This window comes from Pseudomonas kielensis (assembly GCF_030505375.1).
Classification (GTDB): domain Bacteria; phylum Pseudomonadota; class Gammaproteobacteria; order Pseudomonadales; family Pseudomonadaceae; genus Aquipseudomonas; species Aquipseudomonas kielensis.
In genome coordinates, this window is record NZ_CP130043.1 from 1,565,993 (window position 1) to 1,583,232 (window position 17,240).

Sequence of the window (17,240 nt, forward strand, 5' to 3'; positions counted from 1 at the left end):
CGGGCGGTCAAATCGGCGATGGCTCCAAGCCAGCAAATTCGCTGCTTTGCCAAGTCTTTCCAGAGTTTAACCACAGACTTATCCACAGGCTGCCCGGTCGATTTTCCGTTGCGCGCGGCGACCAATAAAAAGGTTGACAATCCAGGCTCAGGGTCATGCAAAAGCGTCTGTACAAAAAACAACCACAAGCTTGAAAGCCACGTAAACAAAGGCCTGCAGCGAGTTGCACCCACGTTACCCACAGCCAGCTCCACAGCAAACGGGGACAAGTCAAAACTGTGGAAAAACAGCTATTTGCAGCGTCTTTATGTCGCGCTTTGACAGCTGCTGAATATTGTTGTCCACATTTTCCGATTGACCGCGAAGATCCACGATCAGCCCCCCGTTAAAGCAAAAAAAACGCCCTGGGGCCGGGGCCGTCAGGGCGTTGGTTTGCGGCGTGCCGGTCTAGTGACCGCCAAGGTAAGCGTTGCGCACCTCCTCGTTGACCAGCAGCTCCTTGCCGGTGCCGGTCAGGCGGATCTGCCCGTTGACCATCACATAGGCGCGATCCGACAGGCGCAGGGCATGGTTGGCGTTCTGCTCGACCAGGAAGATGGTCATGCCGGTGCTCGCCAGCTCGCGCAAGGTGGCGAAGATCTGCTTCACCACGATCGGCGCCAGCCCCAGGCTCGGCTCATCGAGCAACAGCAGCTTGGGTCGGCTCATCAAGGCACGCGCGATGGCGAGCATCTGCTGCTCGCCACCGGACATGGTCATGGCCCGCTGGGTCCGCCGTTCCTTGAGTCGCGGGAACAGCTCGAACATGCGCTGCATGTCTTCGCTGGCGTACTTGTCGCCAATGGGAATGGTGCCCATCAGCAGGTTTTCCTCGACGGTCATGTCGGGGAATACCCGCCGCCCTTCCGGCGACTGCGCGATGCCGTTGGAGGCGATGTAGTGGGACGACTTGTGGGTGATATCCACCCCCTGGTAGATGATCTGCCCGTCAGCCGCCCGGGGCTGGCCGAAGATCGACATCAGCAGGGTCGATTTACCGGCGCCGTTGGAGCCGATCAGGCTGACGGTTTCGCCTTCGTTGATGTGCAGCGAGACTTTTTTCAGGGCCTGGATCGGCCCGTAGAACACGTCCAGCTCCTTGAGTTCGAGAATCGGTTGGCTCATACCAGCTCCTCTTCATCGGCACCCAGGTAGGCGGCGATCACTTTCGGGTCGTTGCGAATGGCTTCGGGTCCGCCCTCGGCGATCACGTTGCCGTGGTCCAGCACCACGATGTGGTCGGAAATGCTCATTACCATGCCCATGTCGTGTTCAATCAGCACCACGGTCAGATCGTGCTCGTCGCGCAGCAGCCGGATCATCGCGCTCAGTGCTTCGGTTTCCTGAGGGTTGAGGCCGGCGGCCGGCTCGTCCAGGCAGATGATCTGCGGCCGTGTGCACATGGCCCGGGCGATTTCCAGGCGGCGCTGCTGACCGTAGGACAGTTCACCGGCCAGGCGGTTGGCGCAGTCCACCAGGTCGACCACCTCCAGCCAGTAGAACGCGCAGTCCAGCGCATCGCTTTCGGCCTTGCGGTAGCCCTTGGTATTGAGGATGCCGGCCAGCAGGCTGCGGTTGACCCACATGTGCTGGGCCACCAGCAGGTTCTCCAGCACCGACATTTCCTTGAACAGGCGAATGTTCTGGAACGTACGCGCCAGGCCGGCGCGGTTCACCAGGTGGGTGCCACCGAACATTTTGTAGTACAGCCGACTGGCGAAGCTTTTCGGCGAGACGAAATCGCGGGCCTTGAAGGACTCGCCCAGCAACTGGATGACGTTGGTGTGCTGGCCACGGGTGTTGAGTTCGATCTTGCCGCCAGAGGCCTTGTAGAAACCCGTCAGGCAGTTGAACACGGTGGTCTTGCCGGCACCGTTGGGACCGATCAGGGCGAAGATCGAGTTGCGATGGACTTTGAGGCTGACGTCACTGAGGGCTTTGATACCGCCGAAGTGCATCATCAGCTTCTCGACACTGAGTACCACTTCGCTCATGGCGCTACTCCTTTACGCGGGGTCACACCGGTACGGCTGATCCGAATCAGGCCGCGCGGTCGCCAGATCATCATCAACACCATCAGGATGCCGAACAGCAGCACCCGGTACTCAGCGAAGCCGCGCAGCAGTTCCGGGGCCACGGTCAGGACGAACGCAGCGATCACCACGCCGATGGTCGAGCCCATGCCGCCGAGCACCACGATCGCCAGGATCAGTGCCGACTCGAAGAAGGTGAACGAGGTCGGGTTGACGAAGCCCTGGTAGGTGGCAAAGAACACCCCGGCCAGGCCTGCAGTCGAGGCGCCGATGGTGAATGCCGAGAGTTTCACCAGCACGTGGTTCAGGCCCATGGAGCGGCAGGCGATTTCGTCTTCGCGCAAGGCTTCCCAGGCGCGGCCGACCGGCATGCGGGTCAGGCGGTGCTTGATGTACAGCACGGCCAGCACCACCAGGAACAGCACGGCGTAGATGAAGTAGTACTTCACGTCCGGGTTGTAGGCGATCCCGAAGAACTCATGGAACGGCACCCCGCCCTCTTTGGCGCGCTTGCCGAACTCCAGGCCGAAGAAGGTTGGCAGCGGTGCGGCCATGCCGTTCGGACCGCCTGTCAGCGACAGCCAGTTGTTGAGGATCAGGCGGATGATTTCACCAAAGCCCAGGGTCACGATGGCCAGGTAGTCACCGTGCAGGCGCAACACCGGGAAACCGAGGATGCAGCCGGCCAGCGCGGCCGTGATCGCCGCCAGTGGCAACACCGTCCAGAAACCCAGCCCCAGGTATTGATAACCCAGCGCCAGGCCATAGGCACCGATGGCGTAGAACGCCACGTAGCCCAGGTCGAGCAGCCCCGCCAGGCCCACCACGATGTTCAGGCCCAGGCCCAGCAGCACGTAGATCAGGCCCAGGATCACCACGCCCAGCAAGTAGGAGTTGGAGAAGAACGGGAAGACCACGGCGATGACGATCAACAGCGGGATGATCCAGCGCAGCCGCGACTTGTAGTCCGGCGCCAGCACGTGCACGCCGGAGCCGGTGGACTCGAAGCCTTCGAGGATCCGTCGGCCCTTGGGCGACTGCAGGAACAGGCTCAGGGCGAAGCGTCCGGCCATGACCACGGCAATGATCCAGGCAACGCGCTTGGGCTCCAGGTTGAAGCTGTAGCCATCGAGCACGACCCCGACAATGGGGCCAAAGACGATCAGGGCAATCAGGCCGGCAAGAATCGCGTCGACCACACTTTCTTTGACATCAATGGATTTTTTAGTGGTTGAAGACATCGCTTACACCTTCGACACAAGAGGACGGCCGAGCAGGCCTTGGGGCCGAAAGACCAGAACAAGCACCAGCAGCGAGAAGCTGAAGACGTCTTTGTAGTCCGAGTTGACCAAGCCCGAGAACAGCGATTCGGAGATCCCGAGGATGATCCCGCCGAGCATTGCCCCTGGCAGTGAGCCGATGCCGCCCAGAACCGCTGCGGTGAAGGCCTTGATGCCGATGATGAAGCCGGCATAGAAGTCGAAGGTGCCGTAGTTCATGGTGATCAGCACGCCGGCCAGGGCCGCCATTGCCGCACCGATGATGAACACGTAGGAAATCACCCGGTCGGTATTGATCCCCAGGATCGAAGCCATCTTGCGGTCTTGCTGGGTGGCACGGCACATGCGGCCGAGCTTGGTGTACTTGATGATGTAGGTCAGCAACGCCATGCCGACGAATGCGGCAATCAGGATAAACACCTTGGTGTAGGTCAACTGCACGAAGCCGGTGCCGACTTCGACGCGCCAGGCTCCCGTCAGCAGGGTTGGAACACCTTGTTGCTTGGCGCCCTGGGCGATCTGGGCATAGTTCTGCAAGATCAGCGAAATCCCGATGGCGCTGATCAGCGGTGCCAGACGGGTGGAGTTGCGCAGGGGTTTGTAGGCGACGCGCTCGATGACCCAGCCATACACCGCCGTGACCACGATGGTGAAGATCAAGGTGCCGAGCATCAGTAGCGGGAAGGATTCAATACCGAAGTATGCCAGCAGTGCCAGACTGATTGCCGCGAGGTAAGCGGAAATCATGTAAACCTCGCCGTGGGCGAAGTTGATCATGCCAATGATGCCATAGACCATTGTGTAGCCGATGGCGATCAGGCCATAGACCGACCCGAGGGTCAGGCCGTTGACCAGTTGCTGCAGGAAAATACCATCCATAACGCAATCTCACGCAGTGAGAACCTGCACCCCTGAGGGGGTGCGGCTCTTCTAAGGAAAATACAGATTTACGTCGGAGCAATGTCAGCCACGATCAGACTGATTGACACCATCCCCTGTGGGAGCTGGCAAGCCCGCGCCCACGGGGATTGATGGCGCTCAGCCGATCGCGTCAGCCCTTACTTCTGTTTTTCCAGCTGGTGGTATTTACCGTCCTTGTCCCACTGGTAGACCACGTAGTCGGAGACTTTCAGGTCGCCCTTGGCGTCCCAGGTCTTCTCGCCCATGACGGTCTTGACCGGGTTGGCTTTCAACCATTTGGCCGCTTCTTCACCCTTGTTCGACTTGGCGCCGTTGAAGCCTGCCGCCAGGGCCTGGACCGAAGCGTAAGCGTACAGGGTGTAGCCTTCAGGCTCGGTGCCGGCCTTGCGGAAGGCATCCACCACGGCCTTGCTCTCTGGCAGCAGGCGCGGGTCGGCGCCGAAGGTCATCAGCACGCCATCGACGAATTGCGGGCCGCCAGCGGTGGTCACCAGTTCGTCGGTCACGATGCCGTCATCGGACATGAACTTGACGTCTTTGAGGCCTTGCTCACGCAATTGACGGACCAGAGGACCGGCTTCCGGGTGCAGGCCGCCGAAGTAGACGACGTCAGCACCGGCGCCGCGGATTTTGGTGACGATGGTGCTGAAGTCTTTCTCGCCGCGGGTCAGGCCTTCATACAGCACCGGCGTTACGCCGCGCTTCACCAGTTGGGCCTTGGTGGCATCCGCCAGGCCTTGGCCGTAGGTGTCCTTGTCGTGCAGCACGACGACTTTTTTGCCCTTGAGCACATCGACGATGTAGTCGCCGGCCACGATGCCCTGCTGGTCGTCACGCCCGCACATACGGAACATGGCGCTCAGTCCGCGCTCGGTGACCTGTGGGTTGGTGGAACCCGGGGTGATCGCGATGATCCCGGCTTCGTCGTAGATCTCCGAGGCTGGAATGGTCGAGGAGGAGCAGAAGTGACCGACTACGCCGGCAACCTTCTGGTTAGTGAGGTCCTTGGCGACCGTCACCGCCTGTTTTGGCTCGCAGGCGTCATCGCCCTTGACCAGCACGATCTTCTCGCCATTCACGCCGCCTGCGGCGTTCACGGCGTCGGCTGCTGCCTGTGCACCCTTCATGTACTGCTCGCCAAATGCCGCGTTGGCGCCCGTCATTGGACCCGCTACACCGATCTTGATGTCGGCCTGAGCAAACGCAGAAACGCCCAACGCAGCAGCCACTGCGAGGGCCAGAAAGCCTTTCTTGTAAAACGTCTGGGACATGAGGTGGTGCTCCAAGGTTTTTTTAGTTGGCACTGCGACTTCACTGAATGCTCAGAGCAAGGGCCGTGCCATTGGTTTTTTATTCTTGAGCAAGTCGTTGCCTTATTGTTTTTTAAACAGTTTTGGGCCCATTTTCATTGGGCGTGCAACCGTCTAAACCGCGAAAGGTGAAACCGTTATTTTTTAAGGGTGAAACCTTCGCGTGCCACTATTGCAACCGTCAGCAGAAACGACGTGCAACCAGCCTGTAACAGCCCGCGTCACCGAACTGCACACTACTGGTGCGAGACTGCTACAACCCGCACCACTACAGGCTAGTCGTTACCGCCAAAAGCGCCGCGTCCAAGCGTTAAATTCCCTTGCTTAAATCACAATCCGCAGGCACTGGCCCGCGTGATAGAGGGAGAACCCGGTTTCGTACAGGCAACTGCGCAGCCCCACCCCCAGCAGTGGCTGCATGGGTGCGAAAGGAATCGGCAAGGCTTGCGGATCGCCGTGGCACAGGTAGTCGGCGAAGGCTTTGCCGACCACGGTCCCGGTGGTCACCCCTCGTCCGTTGTAGCCGGTGACCGCGACCAGACCGGGCGCCGGTTCGAACAGGCGCATCAGGTGATCAGGGGTAAAGGCGATGCAGCCGGTCCAGGTGCATTCCCAGTCCACCGGCTTGAGATAGGGGAAATAGTGCTGCTGCACCCGGTCGGCCCAGGCCTTGAGGAACCAGGCGGGTTTGCGGTTGCCATTGCCCAGGCTGCCGAGCAACAGGCGACCGTCCTGGTCACGGCGAATGCTGCTCAGCACCTGGCGCGTGTCCCAGGAACCCTGGCCGCCCGGCAGGATCTGCTGCGCGGCTTCTTCGGTCAGTGGCGCCGAGGCGACCTGGTAGTAGTAACCCGGGAAAAAGTTGCGTCGCAGCTCGGTCCAGTCGCCCTCGGTGTAAGCGTTGGAAGCGATCACTACCTGCTCGGCAAGCACTGCACCCTCGGCGGTGTGCACCGCCCAGAGCTGGCCCTGGCGTTCCAGCCGGGTCACCGCGCTATGGTCGAACAACCGGCCACCCAGGTCGGCGGCCGCCTTGGCCAGACCACTGGTGTAGGCCATGGGATTGAGCGTGCCGGCGCGGCGATCGAGCAACGCGGCGGCGATTTTCTTGGTTCCGGTGGCTTGCTCGCACGCCGCTCCGGTCAATAATTCGACCGGGGCACCGCGGCGTTTCCATTGCGCTTCGCGGCTGCGCAGATCGGTTTCGCCAGTGCGGTTGTGGGCCATGTGCAGCGTGCCCTCGCGGCGCAGCTGGCAGTCGATGCGGTACTTGTCGATCAGGCTGAACACCAGGGCGGGAGCCGCGCCGAGCATACGATTGAGCTGGCTGCCGACGACTTCGCCAAAACCCTCTTCAATCTCGTCCGGGGGAATCCACATGCCGGCGTTCACCAGCCCGACGTTGCGCCCCGAACCGCCCTGGCCACAGCGCTGAGCCTCAAGCACACAGACGCTCTTGCCCTGTTCCAGCAAATGCACGGCCGCCGACAAGCCGGTGAAGCCGGCGCCGATCACGCAGACATCGGCCCTCACCTCGCCCTTGAGCGCCGCCCGGTCAGGCCGTTGCGGCGTCAGTTTTTCCCATAAGCATTCTTCGCGTAACGGCATTGCAAGACCCCGATCAAAAACCGAACCCACACAATTCAATGTGGGAGCGAGCAAGCTCGCGCCCACTGGGGACTACCGCTCGACTGAAGCTTCAATCAAACGTGATGCCCTGGGCCAACGGCAGTTCCAGCGAGTAGTTGACGGTGTTGGTCTGGCGCCGCATGTAACCGCGCCACGCATCGGAGCCCGACTCGCGACCGCCACCGGTTTCTTTCTCGCCGCCAAACGCGCCGCCGATTTCCGCACCGCTGGGGCCGATGTTGACGTTGGCGATCCCGCAGTCGCTGCCCACCGCCGACATGAACTGCTCGGCTTCACGCACGTCAGTGGTGAAGATGCACGAGGACAGGCCTTGCGGTACAGCGTTGTTCAGGCGCAGCGCTTCGGCGAAGTCGTTGTAGCCCACCACGTACAGGATCGGCGCGAAGGTTTCGCTGCACACCACGTCGCTTTGCTCGGGCATTTCGACGATGGCCGGCGAGACGTAGTAGGCGTTGGGGAACTGCGATTCGAGCTGGCGCTTGCCGCCGAATACCCGGCCGCCTTCACTCAGGGCCTGCTCCAGGGCGTCCTGCATGTTGTCGAAACTGTGCTTGTCGATCAGAGGACCGACCAGGTTGCCTTCCAGCGGATGGCCAATGCGCACCTTGGAATAGGCAGCCTTGAGACGGGTGACGATTTCTTCCTTGACCGATTCGTGGGCAATCAGTCGGCGCAAGGTGGTGCAGCGCTGGCCAGCAGTGCCGACGGCGCTGAACAGAATGGCGCGGACCGCCATGTCCAGGTCGGCGCTTGGGCCGAGGATCATTGCGTTGTTGCCACCGAGTTCGAGAATGCTGCGGGCGAAACGGGCAGCGATCTTCGGCGCCACTTCGCGACCCATGCGGGTACTGCCGGTGGCGCTGATCAGGGCCACGCGCGGGTCGTCCACCAGCGCTTCACCGGCATCGCGGCCACCGATGATCACTTGGCTGAGGTAGGGCGGTGCATCGCTGAAATTCTTCAGCACCCGTTCGAACAGCGCCTGGCAGGCCAGTGCGGTGAGCGGGGTTTTCTCCGACGGTTTCCAGATCACCGGGTTACCGCACACCAGCGCCAGCGTAGTGTTCCAGGCCCAGACCGCGACCGGGAAGTTGAATGCACTGATTACCCCGACCACGCCCAGCGGATGCCAGGTTTCACGCATGTGGTGGCCCGGGCGCTCGGAGGCGATGGTCAAGCCGTAGAGTTGACGGGACAGACCGACGGCGAAGTCGCAGATGTCGATCATTTCCTGCACTTCACCCAAGCCTTCCTGAGTGATCTTGCCGGCTTCCCAGGACACCAGCTCGCCCAGGTCGGCCTTGTATTCACGCAGCACTTCGCCGAACTGGCGCACCAGCTCACCACGGCGCGGTGCTGGCACCTTGCGCCACAGCTCGAACGCATGCTCGGCACGACTGACCTGCTGCTCGACTTCGGCGGCACCTTCCCAGTTGACCGAGGCAATCTGGCTGCCGTCGACAGGTGAATGCACCGGCTGTTTGCCGTTCTGGTACAGGGCCGGGTTTACCCCCAAACGATCAAGCAATGCGGCAACCATGGGTCACTCCTCAAGCAAAAAACGGAAAGTTCGCAGCCGCAGCAAGACGGCTGATCAGGCCTGTAGTTGTAGCGCTACACAGACGAGCCAACAAACGACGATTAGGCGAGATATCATTCCGTTTATTCATGCAACGCGTTGCAACAAGAACAAAGGGCCCACCCATGCTGAATAAACGCCACTTGCCATCGATCACTGCCCTGCAGTGCTTTGAAGCGGTCACCCGCCACCTGAGCTTCACCCGCGCGGCCGAAGAGTTGAACCTGACTCAGAGCGCAGTGAGCAAACAGGTGGCGCAACTGGAAGAACTGCTGCAGCACCTGCTGTTTCGTCGGGTTCGGCGGCGCCTGCAAATGACTCCGGCTGGGGATCTATACCTGGTTGAAGTCCGAAAAATCCTCACCCAGGTCGAGATGTCGACCCATTACCTGCGCTCCTACGGTGGCGAGACGGAAGTCCTGCGGGTGTCCACCCCGCCGACTTTTGGTGCCCGTTGGTTGGTGCCACGCCTCAAGGGCTGGCGCCTGCGCCATCCGCAGATTCACCTGGACCTGTGCAGCGAGCAGGAAGCCGACGACCTGCTGCAGGGCCGCGCCGACCTGGCGTTCTACTTCGGCCAGGGCTCCCGGCCGGGCACCGAGTGCCTGAAACTGTTCGGCGAAGAGCTGGTCCCCGTGTGTGCGCCCGGCAGCCTGCCAGACCATCCCTTCACCGACCCGACCCAGCTCACCGACCTGGTACTGCTGCAAAATGCCTCGCGGCCCCAGGCCTGGCACGACTGGTTCGACAGCCAGGGTTACCAGACCGAACATAGCTACCACGGGCCGCGCTTCGAGACGTTCTACATGTGCATCCGCGCCGCGCAAGTCGGCTGTGGCGTGGCCCTGTTGCCGCGTTTTCTGGTGGAGGAAGAACTGGCCGACGGCAAGCTGGTCATTCCCTGGCAGCATGCAATGCCCAGCAGCGACGCCTATTACCTGGCCTACCCGGAACACGCGGCGGAAGTGCCCAAGGTCCGGGATTTTGTGAAGTGGATGCTGGAGCAGATCGATACACCGGCGGCCAGCTGAGTGCGTCGGCCAAAAAATCACTGGCAATCACCACTGCCGATATGCGCCACTACGCCCCTTCAATGAAACAGCGTCAAAGGCTGCGGCCAGCCTGGAGATCCCCGTTATGAGCGAGAGTGTGTTTGCCGATCGCATCGTGCAGAACCTGCTCGACACCGACTTCTACAAGCTGACCATGATGCAGGCGGTGCTGCACAACTACCCCAACGTTGAAGTCGAATGGGAGTTTCGCTGCCGCAACAGCGAAGACCTGCGCCCCTACCTGGCGGAAATTCGTGTGCAGATCGAGCGCCTGGCCGAACTGAGCCTGAGCGCCGACCAGTTGGGTTTCCTGGAGCGCATCAGTTTCATGAAGCCGGACTTCCTGCGGTTTCTCGGTCTGTTCCGGTTCAATCTGCGCTACATCCACACCGGCATCGAACAGGGCGAGTTGTTCATTCGCCTGCGCGGGCCATGGCTGCATGTGATTCTGTTCGAGGTGCCGTTGCTGGCGATTGTCAGCGAGGTGCGCAGCCGCTATCGCTACCGCGAAGTGGTGCTGGAACAAGCCCGCGAGCAGCTGTATCGCAAGTTCGACTGGTTGAGTGCCAACGCCAGCAGCGAGGAGTTGTCCGAGTTGCAGGTCGCAGATTTCGGCACCCGCCGCCGATTTTCCTACCGGGTCCAGGAAGAAGTGGTCAACGTGCTCAAGCACGACTTCCCGGGGCGTTTCGTCGGCACCAGCAACGTGCACCTGTCCCGGGAAATCGACATGAAACCGCTGGGCACCATGGCTCACGAGTGGATCATGGCCCACCAGCAACTCGGCCCGAGGCTGATCGACAGCCAGATCGCCGCCCTCGATTGCTGGGTCCGTGAATACCGTGGCCTGCTCGGCATTGCCCTGACCGACTGCATCACCACCGATGCATTCCTCAACGATTTCGACCTGTACTTCGCCAAGCTGTTCGACGGCCTGCGCCACGACTCCGGAGATCCGATTCTCTGGGCGGAAAAAGCCATCGCTCATTATCACAAGCTCGGTATCGAGCCGATGAGCAAGACCCTGGTGTTCTCCGACAGCCTGACGCTGCCCCGCTCACTGGAGATCTTCCGGGCGCTGCGCGGGCGGATCAATGTCAGCTTTGGCATCGGCACCAACCTGACCTGTGACATTCCCGGTGTCGAACCCATGAGCATCGTGCTTAAAATGACCGCCTGCAACGGCCAGCCAGTCGCCAAGATTTCCGACGAGCCTGGCAAGACCCACTGCAAGGATCCGAATTTCGTCGCCTATTTGCGACATGTGTTTCAAGTACCTGCCGCCCTATCTGGCAATTCAAGCAAGGAGTGAATTCATGCAAGCCGTACAGCGTGAGATTGCTGAACAGCTCAAGGTCCAACCGCCCTTCGCCGACCAGGCTGCCCTGGAAGCGGAAATCGAGCGGCGGATCGGCTTCATCCAGGACTGCCTGGTCAATTCCGGGCTCAAGAGCCTGGTACTGGGCATCAGTGGTGGCGTCGATTCGCTGACCGCAGGCCTGCTGGCCCAACGCGCCATGCATGAACTGCGCGAGCGCAGCGGTGATATGAGCTACAAATTCATCGCCGTACGCCTGCCGTACGAAACCCAGTTCGATGAACACGAAGCCCAGGCTGCGGTGGACTTCATCGCGCCGGATGAGCGCCACACGGTCAATATCGGCCCGGCGGTCAAGGCGCTGTCCCGTGAGGTCGCGGCCTTTGAAGGCAAACACGCGGTGTCGGTGGATTTCGTGCTGGGCAATACCAAGGCGCGCATGCGCATGGTCGCCCAGTACACCATCGCCGGGGCCGCCCACGGCCTGGTGATCGGTACTGACCACGCCGCCGAAGCAGTGATGGGCTTTTTCACCAAGTTCGGCGACGGCGCCTGTGACCTGGCCCCCCTCAGCGGCCTGGTGAAACACCAGGTACGGGCCATCGCCCGGCACTTCGGCGCGCCCGAGTCACTGGTGGAAAAAGTCCCGACCGCCGACCTGGAAGACCTGTCGCCGGGTAAACCGGACGAAGCGTCCCATGGCGTCACCTACACCGAGATCGATGCCTTCCTGCACGGTGAGCCGGTGCGTGAAGAGGCCTTCAGGATCATTTGTGACACCTATAGAAAGACCCATCACAAGCGGGTAATGCCGTTTGCCCCGTGATTGACTAAAGGGGCTTTAGCGCGGCCATCGCGAGAGGCTCGCGATAAATGCCAGGCAAAAAAAAGCGTCCCACCGAGGACGCTTTTTTTATGGGCGCTACAGGCTTACTTCAGGGTAATGGTGCCTTTCATCATCGAGATGTGGCCAGGGAAGGAGCAGAAGAAACCGTATTTTTCATCGGCTTTGAGTTTCGACACGTCAAAGGTCACGGCATCTTTCTCGCCAGCACCGATGATCTTGGTGTGAGCGATCACGCGGGTATCGCCGTCCTTGAGGTAGTTCTTGTCGATGCCGGCAGCCAGGCCATCGGTGGCGATCGGCTGCATGTCAGCTTCAGTGCTGATCACCAGGTTGTGGCCCATGACGTTCTTCGGCAGGCTGCCGGAGTGGGTCAGCTCGACGGTGAAGGTCTTGCAGCTCTTGTCGATTTCGATGGCCTTGGTGTTGAAGGACATCTGGTCAGTGGAGTCAACGGTGACCTTGCATTCGGCAGCCATCAGTTGGCTGCTGGCCAGTGTCAGCAGGGATACCGCAACAAGTTTGGCAAACATGGTGAATCTCCAAGGCAGGGTTTAAAAAATCCATATCTTGTAAAGACTGCCTGAAATTTCCGGAAGTTCCTATGACCTCAGTCAAGAATTGTATACAACTTTCGGGCTATGACACCCATCGAAACAATCTACCAGCCAGACAGCCCGCACCCGCCTAAGATCGGCCCATTGTTCCCGCCAATGGAGTGTCCGTCATGTCCCTCAATAGCCTGTTGTGCAGTTTGCTCGCCGCCTACGCCTGTGGGGCCAGTGGCACCTTTGAAGAAGCCCGCGCCCCGGATTAATTCTTGGAGCAACCCGGCGCCAGCCATTACTCTGCGCTCGTCACTGATCACGGAGGAAGGCATGTCTTTAACATCTGTTTGTGTGTTTTGCGGCGCCAGCACCGGCACTCACCCGGCCTATCGAGGGGCGGCGATTGCCTTGGGCCAGGAGCTGGCCCGGCGCAAGCTGACGCTGGTGTATGGCGGCGGCGCGGTCGGTTTGATGGGGATTGTCGCCGACGCCGCATTGGCGGCCGGTGGCGAAGTGATCGGAATTATTCCCGAAAGCCTGAAAAACAAGGAAATCGGCCACAACGGCCTGACGCGCCTGGAAGTGGTCGATGGCATGCACGCCCGCAAGGCACGCATGGCAGAACTGAGCGACGCCTTTATCGCCCTGCCCGGCGGCCTGGGCACCTTCGAGGAGCTGTTCGAGGTCTGGACCTGGGGCCAGCTCGGCTACCACGGCAAACCGCTGGGGCTGCTGGAAGTGAATGGCTTTTACAGCAAACTCACTGCATTTCTTGATCATGTCGTCGGTGAAGGCTTCGTTCGCGGGCAGCACCGTGACATGCTGCAAACGAGCGAATCGCCGCAGGATCTGCTGGATGCACTGGATGCCTGGCAGCCGGTGGTCAGCCCCAAATGGGACGGGCAAAAACCCGATTAACCCTTGGCCCCGGTTTAAAGGCAGAATACGCGCCGCTCAACCTCACCTTCGACCCCAGAGGATCGCCCATGGCTAAACCTAATTACTCCTTCGCCAAGCGTCAAAGAGACTTGGCCAAAGAGCAGAAGAAAGAGGAAAAGTTGCAACGCAAGAAAGCGGCTGCCGATGAAGAGGCCGGCGCACTGAACCCGGATGCAGAAACTGAAGTGACTGCCCAAGACGCTGTAGAAGCACCGAAAGAGCAGGCGCCAGACGCCTGAGCCCCACCGGACAGTGTCCCGCCTATCTTCTGTAGGAGCTGGCCAGCCAGCTCCTACGGCGGAACGCGCTAGTCCAACGGCAAGACTGTCACCCGCACTTCCGGGTCGTGGCTGCCGCCCCCCAGAATCACCCCACGCAACGGCGACACATCAGAGAAATCCCGGCCCCAGGCCAGGCTGATGTGCTCAAGCGCCGGCTGGATATTATTGGTCGGATCAAAATCCACCCAACCCAAGACCGGACAGAACACCGACACCCAGGCATGGGACGCATCGGCGCCGATCAGTCGCGCCTGCCCGGGGGGTGGCTGCGTCAACAGGTAGCCACTGACGTAACGCGCCGCCAAGCCCCTGGAACGCACGCAGGCCAGCATCAGGTGCGCGAAGTCCTGGCACACCCCCCGCCGCCGCTCCAGCACTTCCACCAGCGGCGTTGCCACCTGCGTGGCCTCGGCGTCGAAGGTGAACTCGCTGAAGATCTTCTGCATCAATGCCTGCACGCCAAGCATCAGCGGCCGTCCCGGCGCAAAACAGCTTTCGGAGAACTCGACGAAGGAGCTTTTCAAGTGCACATAGGGCGATTCGAAGCGATAACGACACGCCTGCAGCACCTCGTCGGCGATCGGCTGGCCACTGTAGGTCAGCGCGCTGCGGGTCGCCTCCCAGGCCGGCGACTGCTGGAAGTCGGGTAATGCCCGGGCCAGCACCTCAACGGTCAGCCGGGCATTGACCTGCAACTCATCGTGGGGCCGCTCGAAGGCCAGGCGAGTCAGCGGGTTGCCGAACACGTCCAGCTCATCGCGGCGGGTCGTCGGTGACGGGCTGATCAACAACTGCTGCTCGGTGCAGCGTTGCCAGGCGCAGGGCCGCGGCCACAGATGGGCCAACTGCTGGGCCAGGGACACCGGGCTGTCATAGCGATAATGGGTGTCGTGGAGAATCTGATAGCGGGCACTGTTCACACGGACACCGTACGTTGGCTGACATCGTCGACATGGGCGAAATGCCGCAAGGCCAGGCGGTCGGACACCTGATTGCTGACATCGGCGACTTCCTGCAGCAAGTCCGCCAGGCCATCGAGGGCGGCGCGCACACTGCTGTCACCGAACAGCGGGTTCTCCAGGCAGCCAAGGTCAAACCCGGCCAGGCGCTCCACCAGCAGTGGCAAGGCGGCCTCGGCAGGTGCGCCGAAGTCATGGTTCAAGCGCTTCAGGGAACCGCTCACCAGTTTCAACTGGAACAACACCGCATGGGGGTTCTGTTCATCGAGCAGCAACAGATCCAGCACCGGGATCAACTGCGCCACGGCCAGGTAACGGGAGCGGTAGGTGATGCTGCTGTTACCCAACTCCAGCAACCATTCCAGGCCCGCCTGATCGAACGCCCCGGCCCCGCGCAGGAACCCCGCCAGGCTGCTGCTCAGGAACTGCAAGCGCTCGATGCGCCGGCCGATCATCAAGAACCGCCAGCCTTCGTCGCGGGTCATGTCGTCCAGGGCAAACCCGGACAACGCGGCCAGTGACATCACCAGGCGGTTGAGAAAGTCCAGCAGCTCGCCAAAATCGGCGGCCTCGGCCTCCGTCTCCAGCTCCATGGCTTCGCGCTGCAACTCCACCAGCGCCTGCCAGTTCTCGCGCGACAGCTTGCCGCGCACCTGGGACGCCGCCCACTGCAAGCGCTGCAGGTTGGCGCGCAGGCTGAACGACCAGTCTGCGCCGAGCAAGGCGGCCAGCAGACGCTCGGGCAACTCACCTTCCTCGGGCAGCAGCATCAGGCCTTCACCCAGTTCGACCGCCGCTTGCAGGGCTTGGGGATCATCGCCGTCGACATAACGCGCAAGCATGATCCGCAGCAACCGCGCACTGTCATCACAGCGCTCGCAGTAACGACCGAACCAGAACAGGTTTTCCACCACCCGCGACGGCAGGTACGGATCGCGTCGCACCAGGTCATGCACGCCGAGGGTTCGCTGGGCCTTCCATTGCTCGCCGACGGGGGCCCGCTCGCCCAGTACCCAGGTGTCCTTGCTCGCGCCGCCGCGCTGCATCGATACCACTTCGGCATCCGCCTCGGCGGCCACCCGGGTCAGGCCGCCGGGCAACACCCGATAGCCGTCGTGACTGGCCACCGCGTACACCCGCATGCCGATGGCCCGTGGTTGCAACTGGCCCGTCTCGGCCTGCCACACCGGCGCCTGGGACAGCTGGGGCAATTCTTGCGCAACATAGGCGTAGGGCCGCGCACGCATGCGCCGGACCAGATCATCGCGCTGCTTTTCACTCAAATCGCGCCCAAACACCGGGACAAAGCTCTGCGAAGGAAAGGCCGGCTTGATCAGCAGCTCCGGCAGTTTCTCCAGCGCTTGCTCCAGCACCGGCGGCTCCCCGCACCACCAGGTGGCAATGGACGGCAGGAGCAGTTCCTCGCCGAACAGGTAGTGATTGATCTTGGGCAGAAACCCCAACAGCCCCGGCGACTCCAGCACACCGCTGCCCAGGGCGTTGGCCACCAGCACCCGGCCCTGGCGCACCGCCTCCAACAGCCCCGGGACGCCGAGGGCCGAGTCGGTGCGCAGCTCCAGCGGGTCGCAGAAGTCATCGTCGAGCCGGCGCATGATCGCGTGGACCCGGCGCAGGCCGCTCAGGGTCTTGAGGTAGACCGTGGCATCGCGCACCGTCAGGTCACCGCCTTCGACCAGCGGATAACCGAGCTGGCGGGCCAGGTACAGGTGTTCGAAATAGCTCTCGTTGAAACGCCCGGGAGTCAACAGCACCACCAGCGGCACTTCCTCGGCGCTGGGTGCCTGACGGGCCAGGGTTTCCTGCAGGGTCCGGAAGAACCCCGCCAGGTGCTGCACTTGCAGGTCGCGGTAGAGTTCGGGAAACGCGCGCGAAACGATGGTGCGGCTCTCCAGGGCATATCCGGCACCGGACGGTGCCTGGGTGCGATCCGCGGTGACCCACCAGCGCCCGTCGGGGGTGCGCGCCAGGTCCACGGCATACAGGTGCAGGAAGGTTTCGGCGGGTGGCCGGATCCCCTGGCAAGGCCACAGGAAATTGTTATGGCCAAACACCAGCTCCGACGGCAGCAGGCCCTCGGCAATCAGGCGCTGCGGACCATACAGGTCCGCCAGCACCGCGTTGAGCAGCCGTGCACGCTGGGCGATTCCAGCCGACAGGTGCTGCCACTCATCGGCGGCAATCACGTGGGGCAACAGGTCCAGCTCCCAGGGGCGGTCGGCGCCCTTGGGGTCGGCGTAGACATTGTAAGTGACGCCATTTTCCTGGATCTGCCGCGCCAGCAAGGCCTGGCGCTGCACCAGTTGCGCAGGCGAACTGCGTTGCAACTGCTCGAACAGGCGCCGCCAATGCGCGCGCACGCCGCCGCTGTCGTCGAGCAGTTCGTGATAGGTGCCCGCCGTGAGCGGGTAATGGTCTAGCAGGTCAGGCATGGAACGCTCGGCAGGCTCAAGAAAAAGGCAGGTTAGC

General features: G+C 61.7%; 15 protein-coding genes. 5 read left to right on the top strand and 10 right to left on the bottom strand.

Features of this window, described 5'->3' with window-relative positions:
* Window positions 1–447: 447 nt before the first annotated feature.
* The 7 genes from Q1W70_RS07475 to amaB all read right to left on the bottom strand — a co-directional run bounded on the left by Q1W70_RS07475 (window position 448) and on the right by amaB (window position 8,773).
* On the bottom strand, window positions 448–1,164 hold the full coding sequence (locus Q1W70_RS07475) for an ABC transporter ATP-binding protein (RefSeq protein WP_166589857.1): 717 nt from the start codon (window positions 1,162–1,164) through the stop codon (window positions 448–450).
* Complete coding sequence (locus tag Q1W70_RS07480; protein WP_166589856.1) at window positions 1,161–2,033, bottom strand: ATP-binding cassette domain-containing protein; 873 nt, start codon at window positions 2,031–2,033, stop codon at window positions 1,161–1,163. The genes Q1W70_RS07475 and Q1W70_RS07480 overlap by 4 nt, the downstream gene beginning before the upstream one ends.
* The gene (livM, locus tag Q1W70_RS07485; protein ID WP_166589855.1) at window positions 2,030–3,313 is read right to left on the bottom strand and encodes a high-affinity branched-chain amino acid ABC transporter permease LivM; all 1,284 of its coding nucleotides are present in this window, start codon (window positions 3,311–3,313) and stop codon (window positions 2,030–2,032) included. Before livM ends, Q1W70_RS07480 begins: the two co-directional genes overlap by 4 nt.
* Window positions 3,314–3,316: 3 nt before the next feature.
* Window positions 3,317–4,231 (bottom strand): ABC transporter permease subunit, encoded by a 915-nt coding sequence (locus Q1W70_RS07490; protein ID WP_166589854.1) that lies wholly within the window; start codon window positions 4,229–4,231, stop codon window positions 3,317–3,319.
* A 179-nt stretch (window positions 4,232–4,410) separates the two neighbouring features.
* Entirely contained in the window at window positions 4,411–5,544 is a 1,134-nt protein-coding gene (locus Q1W70_RS07495; protein ID WP_166589853.1) for a branched-chain amino acid ABC transporter substrate-binding protein, read from the bottom strand.
* A gap of 363 nt (window positions 5,545–5,907) precedes the next feature.
* A complete protein-coding gene (gene amaA, locus Q1W70_RS07500; RefSeq protein ID WP_182343274.1) occupies window positions 5,908–7,191 on the bottom strand; it encodes an L-pipecolate oxidase in 1,284 nt (427 codons plus the stop codon).
* 91 nt (window positions 7,192–7,282) lie between these two features.
* Window positions 7,283–8,773, bottom strand: a complete 1,491-nt coding sequence (gene amaB / locus Q1W70_RS07505; RefSeq protein WP_166589851.1) for an L-piperidine-6-carboxylate dehydrogenase — start codon at window positions 8,771–8,773, stop codon at window positions 7,283–7,285.
* Between the two features lie 164 nt (window positions 8,774–8,937).
* Between amaB and Q1W70_RS07510 the strand changes: the two genes are divergently transcribed.
* The 3 genes from Q1W70_RS07510 (at window position 8,938) to nadE (ending at window position 12,008) form a co-directional block, all read left to right on the top strand.
* A complete protein-coding gene (locus Q1W70_RS07510; RefSeq protein ID WP_182343272.1) occupies window positions 8,938–9,843 on the top strand; it encodes a LysR family transcriptional regulator in 906 nt (301 codons plus the stop codon).
* A gap of 106 nt (window positions 9,844–9,949) precedes the next feature.
* Window positions 9,950–11,176: a nicotinate phosphoribosyltransferase gene (gene pncB, locus Q1W70_RS07515; RefSeq protein ID WP_302098725.1), complete on the top strand. Its 1,227-nt coding sequence runs from the start codon at window positions 9,950–9,952 to the stop codon at window positions 11,174–11,176.
* A 4-nt stretch (window positions 11,177–11,180) separates the two neighbouring features.
* Entirely contained in the window at window positions 11,181–12,008 is an 828-nt protein-coding gene (gene nadE / locus Q1W70_RS07520) for an NAD(+) synthase (protein WP_182343269.1), read from the top strand.
* 104 nt (window positions 12,009–12,112) lie between these two features.
* On the opposite strand, the gene azu is transcribed toward nadE, so the two are convergent.
* Complete coding sequence (gene azu / locus Q1W70_RS07525) at window positions 12,113–12,559, bottom strand: azurin (RefSeq protein WP_166589847.1); 447 nt, start codon at window positions 12,557–12,559, stop codon at window positions 12,113–12,115.
* A 345-nt stretch (window positions 12,560–12,904) separates the two neighbouring features.
* Between azu and Q1W70_RS07530 the strand changes: the two genes are divergently transcribed.
* Window positions 12,905–13,492 (top strand): cytokinin riboside 5'-monophosphate phosphoribohydrolase, encoded by a 588-nt coding sequence (locus Q1W70_RS07530; protein WP_182343268.1) that lies wholly within the window; start codon window positions 12,905–12,907, stop codon window positions 13,490–13,492.
* 68 nt (window positions 13,493–13,560) lie between these two features.
* Window positions 13,561–13,752: a hypothetical protein gene (locus Q1W70_RS07535; RefSeq protein ID WP_166589845.1), complete on the top strand. Its 192-nt coding sequence runs from the start codon at window positions 13,561–13,563 to the stop codon at window positions 13,750–13,752.
* A 68-nt stretch (window positions 13,753–13,820) separates the two neighbouring features.
* On the opposite strand, the gene Q1W70_RS07540 is transcribed toward Q1W70_RS07535, so the two are convergent.
* Window positions 13,821–14,714: a transglutaminase family protein gene (locus tag Q1W70_RS07540; RefSeq protein ID WP_166589844.1), complete on the bottom strand. Its 894-nt coding sequence runs from the start codon at window positions 14,712–14,714 to the stop codon at window positions 13,821–13,823.
* Window positions 14,711–17,203 (bottom strand): circularly permuted type 2 ATP-grasp protein, encoded by a 2,493-nt coding sequence (locus tag Q1W70_RS07545; protein WP_302098726.1) that lies wholly within the window; start codon window positions 17,201–17,203, stop codon window positions 14,711–14,713. The genes Q1W70_RS07540 and Q1W70_RS07545 overlap by 4 nt, the downstream gene beginning before the upstream one ends.
* Between the last annotated feature and the right edge of the window lie 37 nt (window positions 17,204–17,240).

Excerpts from the sequence above, each read along its gene's own strand:
- Q1W70_RS07475 (WP_166589857.1), bottom strand. The coding sequence starts at position 1,164 with ATGAGCCAACCGATTCTCGAACTCAAGGAGCTGGACGTGTTCTACGGG.
- Q1W70_RS07480 (WP_166589856.1), bottom strand. The coding sequence starts at position 2,033 with ATGAGCGAAGTGGTACTCAGTGTCGAGAAGCTGATGATGCACTTCGGC.
- livM (WP_166589855.1), bottom strand. The coding sequence starts at position 3,313 with ATGTCTTCAACCACTAAAAAATCCATTGATGTCAAAGAAAGTGTGGTC.
- Q1W70_RS07490 (WP_166589854.1), bottom strand. The coding sequence starts at position 4,231 with ATGGATGGTATTTTCCTGCAGCAACTGGTCAACGGCCTGACCCTCGGG.
- Q1W70_RS07495 (WP_166589853.1), bottom strand. The coding sequence starts at position 5,544 with ATGTCCCAGACGTTTTACAAGAAAGGCTTTCTGGCCCTCGCAGTGGCT.
- amaA (WP_182343274.1), bottom strand. The coding sequence starts at position 7,191 with ATGCCGTTACGCGAAGAATGCTTATGGGAAAAACTGACGCCGCAACGG.
- amaB (WP_166589851.1), bottom strand. The coding sequence starts at position 8,773 with ATGGTTGCCGCATTGCTTGATCGTTTGGGGGTAAACCCGGCCCTGTAC.
- Q1W70_RS07510 (WP_182343272.1), top strand. The coding sequence starts at position 8,938 with ATGCTGAATAAACGCCACTTGCCATCGATCACTGCCCTGCAGTGCTTT.
- pncB (WP_302098725.1), top strand. The coding sequence starts at position 9,950 with ATGAGCGAGAGTGTGTTTGCCGATCGCATCGTGCAGAACCTGCTCGAC.
- nadE (WP_182343269.1), top strand. The coding sequence starts at position 11,181 with ATGCAAGCCGTACAGCGTGAGATTGCTGAACAGCTCAAGGTCCAACCG.
- azu (WP_166589847.1), bottom strand. The coding sequence starts at position 12,559 with ATGTTTGCCAAACTTGTTGCGGTATCCCTGCTGACACTGGCCAGCAGC.
- Q1W70_RS07530 (WP_182343268.1), top strand. The coding sequence starts at position 12,905 with ATGTCTTTAACATCTGTTTGTGTGTTTTGCGGCGCCAGCACCGGCACT.
- Q1W70_RS07535 (WP_166589845.1), top strand. The coding sequence starts at position 13,561 with ATGGCTAAACCTAATTACTCCTTCGCCAAGCGTCAAAGAGACTTGGCC.
- Q1W70_RS07545 (WP_302098726.1), bottom strand. The coding sequence starts at position 17,203 with ATGCCTGACCTGCTAGACCATTACCCGCTCACGGCGGGCACCTATCAC.